Here is a 16,385-nt window from a genome sequence, read left to right as displayed (position 1 = left end):
GTTTCACAAAATTAAGATTTAAACCTTTTCATCCCAATTATGTCTTATGAGGAAAGCTCAAAGGCTTCTGAGTTTTTGAGATAATTAGTATCTTCAGGCAAATTTTTATCAATATGAAATACAAGTTAAATACCCCCCGAAAATCAGGTCTTGGTCTGGTAGCGGCAATGCTGATCGCGGGTTGCGGCCCGGGAACAGGCACTACCGCCTCCCAAACCGAACCTGTCACTGATAATCAACAAGTTCAATCGGCAGTTATGGAAAATGATCTATTACAGGAATGGAAAGGCCCTTATGGAGGCGTACCGGCATTTGATGAAATGGACCTGGCCGAACTAAAACCGGCTTTGGAAAAAGGAATGGCGATGCATCTTGAAGAGATCGAGGCTATTGCAAATAACCCTGCAGCGCCCACTTTCGAGAATACCATCCTGGCCATGGAGAAATCTGGTAAGCCGCTTGACCGCGCTTTTACCTATTACGGCATCTGGAGCAGCAATCTTTCCTCTCCCGAATTCAGGGAAATTCAGCAGGAATTAGCGCCTAAGATTTCCGATTATTCTTCTCAAATTTCCCAAAACAAAAAGCTTTTTGAGCGAATCAAGACTGTATATCAAAGATCACAGCAGGATTCCCTTCCGCCGCAACAACAAAGAGCGGTGCAGCTTATTTATGAAGAGTTTGCCATGGAAGGAGCCGATCTGAATGAAGCGGACAAAGAGCGTTACGCAGCGATCAATAAAGAGCTCTCTAAACTCTACACTACTTTTTCCAATAACGTGCTCGCGGAAGAGGAGAATTACGTGGTATACCTTACCGAAGACCAGTTAAGCGGTCTTCCCGAATCTTACGTAAAGGCAGCTGCCAAAGCCGCAGCCGATCGTGGAGAAGAAGGAAAATATGCCGTTTTGAACACCCGTTCTTCTATGGATCCTTTCCTCACTTATTCAGATGAAAGAGAACTTCGGAAAAAAGTGTGGACCAACTATTATTCCCGCGGAGACAATAATGACGAATTCGACAATAAGGATATCATCAAAGAGATCCTGAAGCTGAGAGACGAACGTGTTGAATTGTTAGGTTACGAAAATTACGCCCAGTGGAGACTGCAAAACAGGATGGCAAAGACACCCGAACGTGCCATGGAACTCATGGAAGCCGTTTGGCCTGCTGCCCTTGCCCGTGTTGAGGAAGAGGTTGAAGACATGCAGGCTCTTGCCGAAGCCGAAGGAAAGGACATAATCATTGCTCCCTGGGACTATCGTTATTATGCCGAAAAGGTAAGACAGGAGAAATATGATCTTAATTCAGATGAAGTGAAGCAGTACCTGCAGCTTGATAAGCTTACTCAAGCCCTTTTCTTCACTGCTGAAGAAGTTTTCAATTACAAGTTCACTCCGGTTCCTGAAGGCACTGTTCCTGTCTACCACGAAGACGTCAAGGTATGGGAAGTAACCGATAAAGGTTCCGGAAAACATATTGGACTATGGTACCTGGATCCTTATGCGAGAAAAGGAAAACGTTCAGGTGCATGGGCTTCACAATATCGTAGCCATGCCGAATTGGATGGTAAAGAAGAGACCGTACTGGCATCCAATAACTCGAATTTCATCAAACCTGCACCCGGGGAGCCTACTTTGATCTCCTGGGATGATGCCACCACTTTTTTCCATGAATTTGGGCATGCCCTGCACTTCTTCTCCTCTAATGTGAATTACCCTGTACTTAACAGCGGAGTTCGGGATTACACCGAATTCCAGTCGCAGTTACTGGAGAGATGGTTGTCTACAGACAAGGTGATCAACCAGTTCCTGGTTCATCACGAAACCGGAGAACCGATTCCAAACGAGCTGGTAGAAAAGATCAAAAAGGCTTCTACTTTCAACCAGGGATTTGCCACTACAGAGTTTCTTGCTTCGGCCTTGATGGACATGAAACTGCACACCACAGATCCTGCAGAGATCGACATGGACACTTTTGAAAAAGAAACTTTAGAGGAATTGAACATGCCAGAGCAGATCGTGATGAGACACAGAACTCCGCATTTTGGACATGTTTTCTCAGGTGAAGGTTATGCCACCGGCTACTATGGGTACCTTTGGGCAGATGTACTGACATCAGACGCTGCGGAAGCCTTCCGTGAAGCACCGGGAGGATTCTATGATGAGGAAGTAAGTGCAAAACTGGTGAAATATCTTTTCGCACCACGTAATGCCATGGATCCTGCGGAAGCTTATCGCCTTTTCCGCGGAAGGGATGCAAAAATTGATGCATTAATGAGAGACCGGGGATTTCCGGTTCCTTCAGAAAGTGAAGAATAGCATTGGAATAAAATTCAGAAAAAGCCGGCCGCAGAGCCGGTTTTTTTAATTAAGATCCCGAAAATGGTCTTTCAGCACCTTTTCTGAAGCATGGAAGCCGCACATGCCATGCACTCCGCCGCCCGGCGGGGTGGAAGAAGAACAGATATAGGCTCGGGGATCTGGTGTGGAATAGGGAGAAAGCTTAGCGATTGGCCTGGTAAAAAGCTGGGTGATATCCTGCTTTCCGCCGTTTATGTCCCCTCCTACCAAATTTGGGTTAAAGCGTTGCAGATCGTGCGTATTCATTTTTGAGCGGGCGAGAATGGTTTCTTTAAACCCGGGAGCAGCCCGTTCGATCTGGTTTTCGATGACTTCCGAAAAATCTGTGGTACTTCCGTTTGGCACATGAATATATGCCCAGGCAGTATGTTTTCCTTCAGGAGCTCGCGAGCTGTCAAAAGGCGTATGCTGCGCAACCAACACAAAAGGTGTATCGGTGGTGTTCTTTTGATGGATCTCTTTTTCAGAATTCTCAATTTCCTCCTTGGTAAATCCAATATGAACAGTGGCCGCTTTTCGACATTTTTCGCTTTTAAAAGGAATAGGTTCGCTCAGGGCCCAGTCCATTTTAAATACCCCGGCTCCATATTTATAGAATTCCATTCTTTTTCTGTACAAGGAAGAGAAGTTTAGGCCTTTGATCTCCAATAGTTGCCTGGGAGTAAGATCAAATAAATAGGCGTATGCATTTGGAAGATCGCGGACATCGCTTACAAGTTGATTCAGAACTAGTTCCCCACCCAGTTCCCGGTAGTGATCCAGCAGCGCCGCGGTAAAATTCCCGGCGCCTCCTTTAGGAAAAGGCCAGTTATATTTATGGGCGCTGGTACTCAGCACCAGCCCAAATGAAGCCGAGGCTATATTGGTCAACGGCAGTGTGGAATGTGCCGCAGAGCCGTAAAAGAACACTTTTGTTCTATCATTTTTAAAATAATGGTCCACAAGCATTCGTGCCGAGGGCATGGCCTTCATTCCGAATTTCATGAATGGCCAGGGATGCTCGGGAATTCCAAGAGGTCCTAAAAGATCATTGTTGAGCTTGTCCCAATCGCGCACCAGCGGCTTAAAAAGTTTTAAATAAGCCCGCTCATCTTCCCCCAGCTGGGATGCTGTTTTGGCCAGGTCTTTATAGCAGGCGAAAGCCGTTCCGTCATCGAAGGGATGAGCATAAGCAACTTCAGGATAGATCCATTCAAGGCCGTAATCCTGCAAAGGAAGATCTCTGAAAAACGGTGAGGCCAAGCCTAATGGCAGAATAGCCGACCCTACATCATGTTTAAAACCTGGAAGGGTTAGCTCCCGGGTACGTGTCGCACCGCCCGGAGTTGCTGCCTGTTCAAAAATGGCAGTCTGCAAGCCTTTTTGCTGAAGCCTAATAGCGGCTGCAATACCGTTACTTCCACTTCCAATTATTATGGCGTCATACTTTCCAGGCATTAGGGCAAGTCTTTAAGATCAAGGTTCTCAAGGTATTCTTCGAACGTGAGGCTACCGTGCTTTTCTCCTATCATGTCGTGGGTGGTGATGTATTTAAAATACTTCAGTTTGGCTGAAACATCTTCATTGACCAGTTCGGGCAGAAACATTCCCCATTCGGCTACTTTTTCAGGCACCTTTACGATCTTTCCTCCTATTTTCTTTTCGATCATTTCAGCCATTTCCAGGCGGGTATGAATTAATGGCCCTCCTACTTCGAGTATTTCGGAACCTTCCTTAAGATTCTGAACCACTACATTTGCCAGGTCTTTTTGATGAATACTGTTGGTACGGGCACTACCATCTCCTACTATAGGAATGGCTTTTCTTTTGGCCATAATGGCCAGATCATGCAAGCCAGAGAAAAATCCTACTGGTCTAATTATGGTGTGATCTATTCCTGAGGCCTTAAGGGCATCTTCGAACATTTTATGGGCCTTGGTAATCTCATATTCAGGTGCTTCCTCTACGCCCTTTATGGAGACGTATACAAACCGCTTGACACCATTTTTGAGTGCATCATCAAGAATATTGCTGTTGGCGTAGAAATCATTCTCTAAGAAGGAATTACCCCGGTTGGTAAATAGGCTCACGCTCTTTCCCAGGGCAGAGATCACCATGGAAACATCTTTGGTGATGCCTTTTATCTCCAGATTGCCTTTACTGGCATCTGCTTCCCAGATATCATCGGTATATTCAGCAACCTTATCTGCTCCATCCTTTGAAAATACGAGCCCTCTTAAGGGGAAATTCTGCTCATGCAGCAGTTTCATCACTTCCAAACCGAGGGCGCCAGATGCCCCCGCAACTAAAACACGTTCTTCCATAGCTATTTATTACACACCTTAAAATAGTGGAATTTCAGCTATTAGAAATACTAGTTAAACTGATTAACAAAAGTTTATGGGGAATTAGGAAAGGGTCATTTTCTTTTCCTGCTTTTCGCGTTCCATTTCTCGGCTACACATCAGCTTTAATTTTTCTTTAGCTTTTGAAAGGGAGATGACTTTTCTATGGTGACAAGAAACTTTGTTTGGCGGCAGTTTTGTGATCAATTGTGAAAGCGTCCTTTTTTCAGATACGTTTAAACGGTTAAGGTGAGGTTTCATCAAGTTGTAGATCGTTCTGGCATCCATAATATAGATTTTTGGTTTACTGAACAACGGTAATTTAATTAGCTGTCATTCAAGATACTAAAAAATTATTAAATAGACCTGGAATGGAAAAGGGTGAATACGCTAAAACTACTAATTTTGGAAGGAAAATATTGGCACAAGAAAATATGGGACTCTTCGAAAAGAGCCTTAAAATACACCTATTCTCGACTTTTTATTTAGCGAATTCCATTATCACCAGCACAATTGCGGTCAAAGCAATGATCACTATCGCTCCCAGTACGATACCGACGATCACCTTTTGTACTGTGGAGAAGTCAGTGGTATAGTTGTTCCATAAATTCGTTAATGCGCTCATTGGTTAAGGTATTTAGGCGGAAATCAATTTCCTCTCATAATTTAAGAAAAATATAAGTATCTCACAATCAATAGACAGCACAAAACGATGAGAAGGTAAAATATCCGGATAAAGAACCTTTTTTCCCTATTATTGAATCATTCTTTGGGTAAACTGAAGAAGCAGCATCTTCGAATTATTACTTTTTTAGGATTAATTCCTGTCGTACTGCCTTACTTTTGCAGGGAATGAAGCAAAAGAACAAATACACCGAAGGCAGGATCTTTAATTCCCTTTTCAGCCTCGCAGTACCCATCATTCTGGCAAATATTCTACAAACCGCCTATCAGCTTATCGACACCTTTTGGCTAGGGCGGCTTGGTGCTTATGCCGTTGCCGCAGTGAGTCTTAGTTTTCCGGTTTTGTTCCTGGTGCTTTCTTTAGGTTCTGGACTTACTCTAGCCGGAACAGTTCTGGTTTCCCAGTACAAAGGAGCGGGAGACCAGAAAATGGTGGATTTCAATTCCTCCCAGACCATCTCCCTTATCTTTTTCATTTCCCTGTTCTTGTCGGCCCTTAGTTATTTTTCGGCAGAACCTCTTATGAAATTGATAGGGGCGGGACCTGAGATCCTGGCGCCCTCTGTGAGCTACTTCAAGGTTTCTTCCCTTGGCTTTGTATTCCTGTTCATGTTCTTTTCCTTTCAATCCCTTATGCGGGGGATCGGAAACGTGATGCTTCCGGTTTACATCATCTTGTTCACGGTTTTCCTTAACCTGATCCTGGACCCATTGTTCATCTACGGATATGGTCCCATACCGGGATACGGCGTGGCAGGCGCAGCCGTAGCCAGTATCGTGACCCAGGCACTATCCGCAGCCATTGGATTGTTTATCCTTCACAAAGGCAGCAGCGGTATCAGGATCAATCTAAAGGAGATGCAACCTCATTTAGGTACCTTAAAAAGCATTGTGAAACTCGGCATCCCAGCCAGCATTGAGCAATCAACCAGAGCCCTGGGAATGACCATGATGGTAGTACTGGTTACCGGATTCGGAAGTGAGGTTGTGGCCGCCTACGGAATTGGAGCTCGAATCCTGAGTTTTATAGTGATCCCTGCTCTGGGTCTGGCCATAGCAACCACCTCTTTAGTGGGACAAAATATTGGAGCCATAAAGATAAAACGCGCGGAAAAAGTGGCACGTTTAAGCAGCCAGATCGCCTTTTTTGGATTAACCGGAATGGGCCTGCTCATGTTCCTATTCGCTGAACCACTCACCGCCTTCTTTATTCCGAACGATCCAGAGGTTATTGGAGACGCCTCCCTCTTCATCAAGATAATGGCTCCAAGCTTTGGCTTATTGGGTGTGCAGCAGGTGCTAAACGGAGTTTTTAATGGGGCAGGTTTTACGAAGGCCTCCATGCTAATTTCGATCCTCAACTTATGGATCATCAGGTTTCCCCTGGCCTATCTGCTGTCTCATAAAACCTTTGTTGGATATGAAGGCATCTGGTGGTCGTTCCCCGTTTCAAATGCGATTGCCGCCATTGTTGCTTTCATCTATTTCAAACAAGGCTACTGGAAATTGCGACTATTCAAGGGCCGTCATTAAGTCATTTTCGACTTGATTCACACAGACTTAACAATAAAAAATAAATGTTGTTAAAGGTCTTTAGCATTTCTAACAAAAAAGGGAATTTAGTTAGACTGTAACCGTAAAATCAATTAGAAATGGCAAAATCAGATTCCATAACCACAAAAGATCATTCTGTCATAAAAAAATGGACCGAAGCCCGAAACGGAAAACCGGCTGTTGTTGAAAGCACAGCTAACAGCAGTGAAGGCGGTGGTTTACTAAGGATCAACTTTCCCGGTTATGCTGAAGACAACCTGAAAAACATTTCCTGGGAGGAATTTTTCGAGATCTTTGACGAGAATAATCTTCAATTCCTTTACCAGGAGGAAACCAAAGACGGAAAAGAGAGCCGGTTCTTTAAATTTGTGAGCGACTAAAAATAAAAAGCCTGAAAAATCGAATTTTCAGGCTTTCATATTTTGAGTGCTTTTTCGCTTACATATGAATAGGTCGGTTATCGGTTGCAGCAAGAGCTGCTTCTTTCACCGCCTCGGCATAAGTAGGATGCGCGTGACTCATTCTTGAGATGTCTTCAGCAGAAGCGCGGAATTCCATGGCCGTTACGGCTTCAGCAATAAGATCGGCTACACGGGCTCCAATCATATGTACTCCCAGCACTTCGTCTGTCTTGGCATCGGCAAGGATCTTTACCATCCCGTCTATATCACCACTGGCTCTTGAGCGGCCAAGTGCACGCATTGGGAATTTACCTTCTTTATATTCCACTCCTTCTTCTTTAAGCTGCTCTTCGGTTTTTCCTACTGCGGCAACTTCTGGCCAGGTGTAAACCACCCCAGGGATAAGGTCATAGTTGATGTGCGGTTTTTGTCCGGCGATGGTTTCAGCTACAAAAACACCCTCCTCTTCGGCTTTATGAGCGAGCATGGCTCCTTTTACCACATCTCCTATAGCATAGATGTTCTTTACAGAAGTCTGCAGGTGGTCGTTCACCTCTACTCTTCCGCGGTCATCGATCTTCACCCCGGCAGCATCGGCATTGAGTCCTTCGGTATAAGGTCTTCTTCCAACAGAAACCAAACAATAATCTCCTTTGAACTCTACTTCCTTGCCTTTTTTGTCTTCAGCTTTGATCACGATTTCCTCCCCATTGCGCTCAACAGAACCAACTTTGTGAGAAACGTAGAATTTCACTCCCTGTTTCTTCAGGCTCTTGGTAAGCTCTTTTGAAAGAGCTGAATCCATCGTAGGAATGATCCTGTCCATATATTCTACCACAGAAACCTCAGCACCTAAACGCTTGTATACCTGACCCAATTCCAGGCCGATCACTCCCCCGCCAATAACGATAAGGTGTTTAGGCACTTCCTTCAGTTTTAAAGCCTCTGTGGAGGTAATGATGCGTTCTTTATCAATATTGATGAACGGAAGCGAAGAAGGTTTTGAACCTGTCGCGATGATGGTGTGTTTAGCTTCAATGGTTTCAGACTCACCTTCAGTTTTATCTATGGTAATGTGAGTGGCGTCTTTAAAAGATCCCACACCCTGGATAACATCGATCTTATTTTTGTTCATCAGGAACTTTATCCCGTCTACGGTTTGATCAACCACCGACTGCTTGCGTTCGATCATTTTTTCCAGGTTCACTTTGACTTCACCCGGAATTTCGATCCCGTGCTCTTCAAAATGCTTCACGGCATCATCGTAGTGGTGAGAAGAATCAAGCAGGGCTTTACTGGGAATACACCCAACATTTAGACAGGTTCCTCCAAGACTTGAATATTTTTCTATAAGTGCGGTCTTCATCCCAAGCTGGGCGCAGCGAATCGCCGCCACATAGCCCCCGGGACCTGAACCTATAACAGCAACATCATATGTGCTCATAAATATGGTTTTTGTGTTGAATTTAAATTAAGAAAAACAAAAGTACGACTATTAATTACAATGTCCAATGCGGTTTTTGGAGACTATTTAATCGGTGCTCAGGGCCGTGGTATTTTTCACCGGACTTATCACGAAAGTACTCTGGGTACTTCCAATATGATCAAGCGCGGTGAGTTTATTGACCATGAAATAGCGATAAGCCTCCATGTCTTTCACCATTACCTTAAGGATGTAATCGTATTCCCCGCTCACGTGATATACCTCGAGCACTTCCGAAAGTCCGGCCACCTGCGATTCGAATTGGGTCACATTGCCTTTGGTATGCTGCACGAGTTTGATCTGGCAAAAAGCGGTGAAGGCCCTTTCCACTTTATCAGGTTTCACCAGTGCCACATACTTAGAAATGACCCCCGCCCGCTCCAGTTTCCTGATCCTTTCATAAACGGCGGTGACCGAAAGTCCTAATTTGTTAGACAGTTCCTTATTGGTCTTTTTACTGTTATCCTGTAGCAGGCCAAGCAGCTCCTTATCTTTGGCATCAAGCTTCATATCTGTAAATTTTTCTGAAAAAGTATTGCTTCGACAAAGTTAAAAGAAAATACATCTGCAGGATATCATAAAAACAGTTTTATTTTCAGCTTTCTGAAGCAATCATTGATTAATATTCTTTAATGTCTTTATTTTGGGTAAAACCGAAAAAATAGAATCACCATGAAATTTAAACCGGCAGACAAGATCCAGGACCTTCAATATTTTGGAGAATTTGGAGGCGTAAATCCAAGTATTTCCGACTCTTCAACTTACACCTTCCTTTCAGCCAAAACAATGTTTGACACCTTTGAAGGCAATGCTGAAGGTTGTTACCTGTACTCGCGCCATTCCTCTCCTTCTAACTTATACCTTGGAGAAGCTTTGGCCGCTATGGAAGGTACTGAAGCTGCTAATGTTGCTGCCAGCGGAATGGGCGCTATCACTCCTGCTTTGTTGCAGCTTTGCCAGGCCGGTGACCATATAGTTTCCAGTAGAACCATTTACGGAGGAACCTACGCGTTCCTGAAGAACTTTGCTCCACGGTTGAACATCAGCACTGCTTTTGTAGACATCACCGATCTTGAAAAAGTGGAAGCCGCTATCAATGAAAACACCAAAGTTCTGTATTGTGAAGCGGTAAGCAACCCGTTGCTGGAAGTAGCCGATATTCCTGCGCTTTCAAAGATCGCGAAAAAACATGGCCTACAATTGATCGTGGATAACACCTTCTCTCCCCTTGCAATTTCCCCAAAAGAACTGGGAGCCGATATCGTGATCCACAGTTTGACAAAATTCATTAACGGAAGCAGTGATACAGTAGGCGGCGTTACCTGCGCCAGCCAAGAATTCATCGACTCTCTTAGAAGCGTGAACGATGGTGCCAATATGCTTTTGGGCCCAACCATGGACAGTTTTCGCGCTGCCTCTATACTTAAGAACCTGCGTACCCTGCATATCAGGATCAAGCAGCACAGCAAGAACGCGCTTTACCTGGCTGAAAAATTTGAGGCAGACGGGCTTCGTACAGTTTATCCAGGGTTAAAAAGCCATCCGAGTCATGAGCTTTACAAGAGCATGATGAACGAGGAATATGGTTTTGGCGGAATGCTGGTAGTTGATGCCGGATCTCTTGACAAGGCCAACGCACTTATGGAACTGATGCAGGAAAAAAACCTGGGTTACCTGGCGGTAAGCCTTGGTTTCTACAAAACCCTTTTCAGTGCGCCGGGCACCTCTACTTCTTCGGAAATTCCAGAGGACGAACAAAAAGAAATGGGACTTACAGACGGGATCATTCGTTTTTCAATAGGGCTTGACAATGATGTTGAGCGAACCTATGAAATGATGAAGGGCTGCATGAAGGAACTTAACATCCTGTAATTCCGAAGTAGCTTACCAAAGGCTGTTCAAAAGTTTTTCCCTGCTTCAGGATCACCTGAAGTCAATTTGCACTGAGTGTCAGGCAATAAGGTTGAAAAATGATATTTTGAACAGCCTTTTTTATTTTTTCCGCAGCAAAAAGGGCCATTTTTAGTTATATTTGCGAGGTTTTGCCTTTTAGAAATGTGCAAAATCAGAATGCTATGACCAGAGTCATTTCAGAAGGTATTTTCTTATCACATTTTTGTAAATCAATAATATATCTATGATAGAAATTAATAAATATATAGACCACACCCTGCTGAAAGCCACCGCGACCGAAGCCGACATTTTGGAGCTTTGCAAGGAAGCGCGTGAAAATGAATTCTTTTCTGTCTGCTTGAACAGCTGTTATGTGAAACTGGCCGCGAAGAATCTTACCGGTTCAAATGTAAAAGTATGTACCGTTATTGGATTTCCTCTTGGTGCCATGTCTACGGAAGCAAAGATCTTTGAGGCCGAACAGGCGTTAAAAGACGGCGCGGAAGAAGTGGATATGGTGATAAATATTGGGGAGCTAAAATCGAAGAACCTGCAAAAAGTGGAAGATGAGATCCGCTTAATAAAGCAGGCCATTGGAGATAAGGTTCTAAAAGTGATCATTGAAACCTGTTATTTGACTCCGCAGGAGATCGTCATCGCCAGTGAGATCGCTGTAAAAGCGAAAGCCGATTTCGTCAAGACCTCTACCGGATTCGGAACTGACGGGGCTAAAATGGAGAACATCGAACTTATGAAAGGTGCGGTAAATGGAGAAGCCAAGATCAAAGCCTCTGGCGGAATAAAAAATCTTGACACAGCGCTTTCTTATATAGAAGCGGGTGTAGAAAGAATAGGAACTTCTTCGGGAGTATCAATAATAAAGGAACTTAAAGGATGAGCATTCATATAGAAGCCAAAAAAGGCGAAATAGCAGAAACAGTATTATTACCGGGAGATCCACTCCGTGCGCAATGGATCGCAGAAACATACCTTGAAGACGTTCAATGTTATAACAGGGTGAGGAACATGTTCGGGTTCACAGGAACCTATAAGGGCAAAAAAATATCTGTCCAGGGAACAGGAATGGGAGTGCCTTCCATTTCCATCTACGCTCATGAATTGATCAACGATTATAATGTAAAGAATCTCATTCGCGTTGGCAGCGCGGGTTCTTATCAAAAAAGCATAAAATTAAGGGATATCGTTGTAGCCATGGCAGCTTCGTCGACCTCAGGGATCAACCAGGCCAGATTTGAAGGAGCTGATTTCGCACCTACCGCCAACTTCGGACTATTCCAGAAAGCCATTGAAACAGCCAACGCAAAAGGTATTGAAGTGAAGGCCGGAAATGTGCTCACCAGCGATGAATTCTATGCAGATGAATTCGAGTCTTATCAAAAATGGTCAAAATTCGGAGTGCTTTGCGTGGAGATGGAAACTTCCGGACTGTACACCATCGCCGCCAAGCACCAGGTGAATGCCCTCTCTTTGCTCACTATTTCTGATTCTTTGGTGACAGGTGAAAAAACCACTACCGAAGAAAGGCAGAACACCTTTAGTGAAATGGTAGAGATCGCCCTGGAACTGGGATAGAAGATCTGCTCTTAATCGTTTAAAGAACCGGATAGCTTTAAAATGGAGCTATCCGGTTCTTTTTTGGTACAATATCAAACCAAAACCAGGCATTGGTTCAAAATGGGATTCCGGCTTTTAACTCTTTCTGAAAAATCGTATCATTACAGGCTTAAAATTATACCCCCGTTACATGGAAGACGAAAAGTTCATTAAAGACACCGAAGAAATTACTGAGAATAAAGAACTTAACATATGGGAGGCGCTTTTCCCCGTTTTTGCCCTCATAGCCATGCTCGCTTATAATGTTTTTGTCTATGGAGATGACGCCCTGAGCGGCTCCAACCAATTCATCCTCCTAATGGGTGGTGCTGTAGCCGCCATCGTAGGAATCTTCAATAAGGTTTCTTTTGACAAAATGATCGAAGAAGTAGCCCTTAACATCAAATCTACCACCGGGGCCATCCTGATCCTGTTAATGGTGGGATCTCTTGCAGGAACCTGGCTGGTGAGCGGGATCATTCCAACCATGATCTATTACGGACTTCAGATACTTAATCCTACAATATTCCTGGCCGCGACTGTAGTGATCTGTTCGGTGATCTCTGTGGCAACAGGAAGCAGCTGGACCACCTCGGCGACCGTGGGGATCGCCTTGATAGGTATTGCCGATGCACTGGGAATTTCAGTAGGAATGACAGCGGGAGCCATACTTTCGGGTGCTTATTTCGGCGATAAAATGTCCCCGCTGAGTGACACCACTAATCTGGCTCCAGCCATGGCGGGAACAGATCTTTTTACGCATATCAGGTACATGGTCTACACGACCGTACCCACGATCACCATTACACTGATCATTTTCATAATCCTTGGATTTACTTTAGAGCCTTCAGGAACTGCCGATACGGCTTCTATCCTCAATTCTATTGAAGCTGCTTTCAACATTAGCGGGTGGCTCTTTGTAGTTCCGGTTTTGGTCATCGTACTGATCATTAAGAAGACTCCGCCATTGATCGCCCTGCTGCTGGGAACTCTGTTAGGGGCCTTAGCAGCTCTTATCTTTCAACCGGGAGTGGTCGCTTCTGTAGCAGGTGCCGAAAACCTCACTTTTCAGTCTGGTTATAAAGGACTTATGAATGCCATTACCGTTGACACTGCCATCACTACGGAAAATGAACAACTGAATGACCTTTTCTCCTCAGGAGGAATGGCGGGAATGCTTGGAACGATCTGGCTTATCATTTGTGCAATGGTCTTTGGAGGAATAATGGATGCCATCGGCGCCCTGGCCACCATCAGCCGCGCCTTATTGAACCTGTTCCACACCACTTTTGGGCTGTTCTCAAGCACCGTATTGAGTTGTTTAACCCTCAATGCTACCGCATCAGACCAATACCTGGCGATCGTGGTTCCGGGGAAAATGTTTTCAAAAGCATACCGGGATAAAGGCCTCGCTCCTGAGAACCTGAGCCGCTCTTTAGAGGATTCAGGAACGGTTACTTCTGTGCTCATTCCGTGGAATACATGCGGCGCTTATCACAGTGGGGTGCTTGGGGTACCTGTGGCATCTTATTTTGTATATGCTATTTTTAATTATCTGAGTCCTTTCATGACCTTACTATTTGCGGCTTTCAACATTAAGATAAGGCAGCTCAGAGAGCCTGAGAAAGCACCGGCTTATGCTAAATAATAATTATTTATTGTTTACTTCTTATCAAATTGACAAAACCTATAGTAAAATAAAAAATAAAGATATGAGCGCCCTGTGCAGGCGCCTTTAGTTTTTATCTTTGCACCTGAAATTAATTAATAATCAAAAACAGATAATTATATGGCTTTAGTAGGAAAGAAATTCCCGAGTTTAGAGGTAAACGCTATGAACGACATGGGTGACACCTTTAAGATCAATGTATTTGAAGAAGCAAAAAAGAACGGTAAGAAAGTGTTGCTTTTCTGGTACCCAAAAGATTTCACTTTTGTGTGCCCAACAGAGCTTCACGCTTTCCAGGAAGCACTTGGTGAGTTTGAGAAAAGAAATGTAATGGTGATTGGTGCTTCTTGTGATACTGCCGAAGTTCACTTTGCATGGTTGAATACTCCAAAAGATGAAGGCGGAATTGAAGGAGTTACCTACCCTATACTTGCAGATTCAAACAGAAATCTCGCAAACCAATTAGGGATCCTTGACATCTCTAACGAGAAATATGATGAGGAAACCGGAGTGTACACTGTAGAAGGTGACAACGTGACTTACCGCGCCACTTATCTTATCGATGAGGAAGGGGAAGTCTTCCACGAAGGTATCAACCACATGCCACTTGGAAGAAACGTAAAAGAATATTTAAGATTGATCGATGCTTATTCTCACGTACAGGAGAAAGGTGAAGTTTGTCCTGCAAACTGGGAAGAAGGTAAAGAAGCGATGAACGCCAACCGTGCAGGAGTTGCTACTTACTTAAGCTCTAACTAAGAAAAGCGCACAGCGATGAGAGAATTGACAAATGATAATTTAGCAGAAGTAGTTTCTGATAATGAGACTGTGGTAGTACAATACATGGCTAGCTGGTGTGGAAACTGCAGGGTAATGAAGCCTAAGTTCAAAAAACTTGCTGCTGAAAATGAAGATGCGACATTTCTCCTGGTTGATGCAGAAAAATTCCCTGAATCAAGAAAACTGGCGAAAGTTGATAATTTACCCACTTTTGCCACCTTCAAGAATGGGGCACTGGTGAACCAGGTGCAGACCAATAAATTCGAACTTTTAAAAGACCTAGTTAATGAAGTTACCAGTAATTAGACATCTACAAAAGAACAACGAGCCGCAAAAGCTGGAAAGCACCCTTGAGGTTCTGGAATCTTTTTGTGATCACCGTTCCGTATCAGACGAAGAGATGGATGTGATTGGGGAACTTATCAGTAACATTTGCGGGGCTCTTGAAGTTCAAAAAATGATTGAAGACGGTATGTCCGAAAGAGACGCGGCAAACAGCTTCATGCAAAAAGTTCTGGGTTCTATAGATAAATAAGAATCCCTTTAAACTCAGTATCCGGAGGCTGCTTTATTAATTTAAAGCAGCCTCCGGTGTTTTATGATAATTTTAGTAAAAGCCAGTCCGTAATATTATAAATTTAATAGCTCAACCACCAATCAGCTAACATATGTCACAAATTACGTTCAAAGGAAAACCTATTACCACTTATGGACGGCTTCCTGAAAAAGGAGAAAAAGCACCACATTTCGAGTTATTAAACTCCGAACTTAACATAGCTACACTTCAGGATTTTAAAGGAAAAAGGGTGATCATGAACATCTTTCCCAGTATTGACACTCATTATTGTGCTACATCTGTAAGGAACTTCAGCGAACGTGCCAACGAAATGGACAATGTGACCGTGCTGAACATATCACGCGACCTTCCCTTTGCCCAGGAACGCTTCACCCGGGAGGAAAAAATTGCGAATGTGGTGAATTTATCCGATTTTCGTGAACGTAATTTCGGCAAAGACTACGGGCTGGAAATGATCGATGGCCCCTGGGAAGGCCTCCTGTCAAGGGTGGTGATCGTTCTGGATGAGAACGGAAAGATCCTCTACACCCAACAGGTAAAAGAAATCAATCAGGAACCCGATTATCTTGAAGCTTTAAAAGTCCTCTTATAAATGTATGATTTCATCACCGGCCGAATAAAAGGAGGTGGTTATGCTATAAAAGGTGCGTGGCTGCTGCTTAAACATGAACACAGCATACAGCTGCAGTTCGTCATAGCCATTCTGGTGACCATTGCCGGTTTTTACTTTGACATTACCACCACAGAGTGGATGATACAGCTGCTGGCCATTGGAATGGTCATGGGTGCCGAAGGTCTGAACACCGCAGTTGAGAACATTGCCGATTTTGTGCATCCCGATTTTCATGTAAAGATAGGAGTGATAAAAGATGTCGCCGCAGGCGCGGTATTCTTTGTTGCCCTCATAGCTGTCATTGTGGGTATCATTATCTACTTTCCTTACATATTCTACACCCTTTAGCTTAAAAGCTTTTTCTGCGGAAGATTTCCCGACCAGGCAGCACATGCTGCTCTGGAAGTGAACAACTTTATGAATAGATTTT

18 protein-coding genes are annotated in these 16,385 nt (G+C 44.0%); 12 read left to right on the top strand and 6 right to left on the bottom strand.

Annotated features, from left to right (window positions below; genetic code table 11):
- The first annotated feature begins 113 nt into the window (after positions 1 to 113).
- Positions 114 to 2,321, top strand: coding sequence for a M3 family metallopeptidase (locus tag BLS64_RS05705; protein ID WP_245693379.1), 2,208 nt, complete (start codon positions 114 to 116; stop codon positions 2,319 to 2,321).
- 45 nt (positions 2,322 to 2,366) lie between these two features.
- Here BLS64_RS05705 and BLS64_RS05700 read toward each other — a convergent pair whose 3' ends face one another.
- The 4 genes from BLS64_RS05700 to BLS64_RS15180 all read right to left on the bottom strand — a co-directional run bounded on the left by BLS64_RS05700 (position 2,367) and on the right by BLS64_RS15180 (position 5,312).
- The gene (locus tag BLS64_RS05700) at positions 2,367 to 3,800 is read right to left on the bottom strand and encodes a phytoene desaturase family protein (protein ID WP_093112552.1); all 1,434 of its coding nucleotides are present in this window, start codon (positions 3,798 to 3,800) and stop codon (positions 2,367 to 2,369) included.
- Entirely contained in the window at positions 3,800 to 4,666 is an 867-nt protein-coding gene (locus BLS64_RS05695; RefSeq protein WP_093112551.1) for an NAD(P)H-binding protein, read from the bottom strand. The genes BLS64_RS05700 and BLS64_RS05695 overlap by 1 nt, the downstream gene beginning before the upstream one ends.
- Before the next feature lie 84 nt (positions 4,667 to 4,750).
- A complete protein-coding gene (locus BLS64_RS05690; protein WP_143019279.1) occupies positions 4,751 to 4,975 on the bottom strand; it encodes a hypothetical protein in 225 nt (74 codons plus the stop codon).
- A gap of 193 nt (positions 4,976 to 5,168) precedes the next feature.
- Positions 5,169 to 5,312: a hypothetical protein gene (locus BLS64_RS15180; RefSeq protein ID WP_176763435.1), complete on the bottom strand. Its 144-nt coding sequence runs from the start codon at positions 5,310 to 5,312 to the stop codon at positions 5,169 to 5,171.
- A gap of 227 nt (positions 5,313 to 5,539) precedes the next feature.
- On the opposite strand from BLS64_RS15180, the gene BLS64_RS05680 reads away from it, so the two are divergent.
- The gene (locus BLS64_RS05680) at positions 5,540 to 6,904 is read left to right on the top strand and encodes an MATE family efflux transporter (protein WP_093112548.1); all 1,365 of its coding nucleotides are present in this window, start codon (positions 5,540 to 5,542) and stop codon (positions 6,902 to 6,904) included.
- 119 nt (positions 6,905 to 7,023) lie between these two features.
- The gene (locus tag BLS64_RS05675; RefSeq protein ID WP_093112547.1) at positions 7,024 to 7,305 is read left to right on the top strand and encodes a hypothetical protein; all 282 of its coding nucleotides are present in this window, start codon (positions 7,024 to 7,026) and stop codon (positions 7,303 to 7,305) included.
- Between the two features lie 58 nt (positions 7,306 to 7,363).
- Here the strand turns inward: BLS64_RS05675 and lpdA are convergent, their stop codons facing one another.
- Both lpdA and BLS64_RS05665 read right to left on the bottom strand, forming a co-directional pair.
- Positions 7,364 to 8,770, bottom strand: a complete 1,407-nt coding sequence (gene lpdA, locus BLS64_RS05670) for a dihydrolipoyl dehydrogenase (RefSeq protein ID WP_093112546.1) — start codon at positions 8,768 to 8,770, stop codon at positions 7,364 to 7,366.
- An 87-nt stretch (positions 8,771 to 8,857) separates the two neighbouring features.
- Entirely contained in the window at positions 8,858 to 9,319 is a 462-nt protein-coding gene (locus tag BLS64_RS05665) for an Lrp/AsnC family transcriptional regulator (protein ID WP_093112545.1), read from the bottom strand.
- A gap of 162 nt (positions 9,320 to 9,481) precedes the next feature.
- Between BLS64_RS05665 and BLS64_RS05660 the strand changes: the two genes are divergently transcribed.
- From BLS64_RS05660 to BLS64_RS05620, 9 genes are all read left to right on the top strand, one after another.
- Entirely contained in the window at positions 9,482 to 10,681 is a 1,200-nt protein-coding gene (locus BLS64_RS05660; protein WP_093112544.1) for an aminotransferase class I/II-fold pyridoxal phosphate-dependent enzyme, read from the top strand.
- Positions 10,682 to 10,949: 268 nt separating this feature from the next.
- A complete protein-coding gene (gene deoC, locus BLS64_RS05655) occupies positions 10,950 to 11,600 on the top strand; it encodes a deoxyribose-phosphate aldolase (protein WP_093112937.1) in 651 nt (216 codons plus the stop codon).
- Positions 11,597 to 12,295 (top strand): purine-nucleoside phosphorylase, encoded by a 699-nt coding sequence (gene deoD, locus BLS64_RS05650; RefSeq protein WP_093112543.1) that lies wholly within the window; start codon positions 11,597 to 11,599, stop codon positions 12,293 to 12,295. The genes deoC and deoD overlap by 4 nt, the downstream gene beginning before the upstream one ends.
- A 172-nt stretch (positions 12,296 to 12,467) precedes the next feature.
- Positions 12,468 to 13,964: a Na+/H+ antiporter NhaC gene (gene nhaC, locus BLS64_RS05645; protein ID WP_093112542.1), complete on the top strand. Its 1,497-nt coding sequence runs from the start codon at positions 12,468 to 12,470 to the stop codon at positions 13,962 to 13,964.
- A 141-nt stretch (positions 13,965 to 14,105) separates the two neighbouring features.
- Complete coding sequence (locus BLS64_RS05640; protein ID WP_093112541.1) at positions 14,106 to 14,744, top strand: peroxiredoxin; 639 nt, start codon at positions 14,106 to 14,108, stop codon at positions 14,742 to 14,744.
- 15 nt (positions 14,745 to 14,759) lie between these two features.
- Complete coding sequence (locus tag BLS64_RS05635; protein WP_093112540.1) at positions 14,760 to 15,071, top strand: thioredoxin family protein; 312 nt, start codon at positions 14,760 to 14,762, stop codon at positions 15,069 to 15,071.
- The gene (locus BLS64_RS05630; protein WP_093112539.1) at positions 15,052 to 15,300 is read left to right on the top strand and encodes a DUF6952 family protein; all 249 of its coding nucleotides are present in this window, start codon (positions 15,052 to 15,054) and stop codon (positions 15,298 to 15,300) included. Before BLS64_RS05635 ends, BLS64_RS05630 begins: the two co-directional genes overlap by 20 nt.
- 133 nt (positions 15,301 to 15,433) lie before the next feature.
- Positions 15,434 to 15,934 carry a thiol peroxidase gene (tpx, locus tag BLS64_RS05625; RefSeq protein ID WP_093112538.1) on the top strand — a complete coding sequence of 167 codons (501 nt, stop codon included), beginning with the start codon at positions 15,434 to 15,436 and terminating at the stop codon, positions 15,932 to 15,934.
- Positions 15,935 to 16,303 (top strand): diacylglycerol kinase, encoded by a 369-nt coding sequence (locus BLS64_RS05620; protein ID WP_093112537.1) that lies wholly within the window; start codon positions 15,935 to 15,937, stop codon positions 16,301 to 16,303.
- Positions 16,304 to 16,385: the final 82 nt, after the last annotated feature.

It is taken from the genome of Salinimicrobium catena (assembly GCF_900102915.1).
Lineage (GTDB): Bacteria > Bacteroidota > Bacteroidia > Flavobacteriales > Flavobacteriaceae > Salinimicrobium > Salinimicrobium catena.
The sequence above is the reverse complement of the archived record's forward strand: the minus strand, read 5'-3'. Positions and strand labels throughout refer to the sequence as shown.

Coding starts and splice junctions, on each gene's coding strand:
- BLS64_RS05705 (WP_245693379.1), top strand. CDS start 114: ATGAAATACAAGTTAAATACCCCCCGAAAATCAGGTCTTGGTCTGGTA.
- BLS64_RS05700 (WP_093112552.1), bottom strand. CDS start 3,800: ATGCCTGGAAAGTATGACGCCATAATAATTGGAAGTGGAAGTAACGGT.
- BLS64_RS05695 (WP_093112551.1), bottom strand. CDS start 4,666: ATGGAAGAACGTGTTTTAGTTGCGGGGGCATCTGGCGCCCTCGGTTTG.
- BLS64_RS05690 (WP_143019279.1), bottom strand. CDS start 4,975: ATGGATGCCAGAACGATCTACAACTTGATGAAACCTCACCTTAACCGT.
- BLS64_RS15180 (WP_176763435.1), bottom strand. CDS start 5,312: ATGAGCGCATTAACGAATTTATGGAACAACTATACCACTGACTTCTCC.
- BLS64_RS05680 (WP_093112548.1), top strand. CDS start 5,540: ATGAAGCAAAAGAACAAATACACCGAAGGCAGGATCTTTAATTCCCTT.
- BLS64_RS05675 (WP_093112547.1), top strand. CDS start 7,024: ATGGCAAAATCAGATTCCATAACCACAAAAGATCATTCTGTCATAAAA.
- lpdA (WP_093112546.1), bottom strand. CDS start 8,770: ATGAGCACATATGATGTTGCTGTTATAGGTTCAGGTCCCGGGGGCTAT.
- BLS64_RS05665 (WP_093112545.1), bottom strand. CDS start 9,319: ATGAAGCTTGATGCCAAAGATAAGGAGCTGCTTGGCCTGCTACAGGAT.
- BLS64_RS05660 (WP_093112544.1), top strand. CDS start 9,482: ATGAAATTTAAACCGGCAGACAAGATCCAGGACCTTCAATATTTTGGA.
- deoD (WP_093112543.1), top strand. CDS start 11,597: ATGAGCATTCATATAGAAGCCAAAAAAGGCGAAATAGCAGAAACAGTA.
- nhaC (WP_093112542.1), top strand. CDS start 12,468: ATGGAAGACGAAAAGTTCATTAAAGACACCGAAGAAATTACTGAGAAT.
- BLS64_RS05640 (WP_093112541.1), top strand. CDS start 14,106: ATGGCTTTAGTAGGAAAGAAATTCCCGAGTTTAGAGGTAAACGCTATG.
- BLS64_RS05635 (WP_093112540.1), top strand. CDS start 14,760: ATGAGAGAATTGACAAATGATAATTTAGCAGAAGTAGTTTCTGATAAT.
- BLS64_RS05630 (WP_093112539.1), top strand. CDS start 15,052: ATGAAGTTACCAGTAATTAGACATCTACAAAAGAACAACGAGCCGCAA.
- tpx (WP_093112538.1), top strand. CDS start 15,434: ATGTCACAAATTACGTTCAAAGGAAAACCTATTACCACTTATGGACGG.
- BLS64_RS05620 (WP_093112537.1), top strand. CDS start 15,935: ATGTATGATTTCATCACCGGCCGAATAAAAGGAGGTGGTTATGCTATA.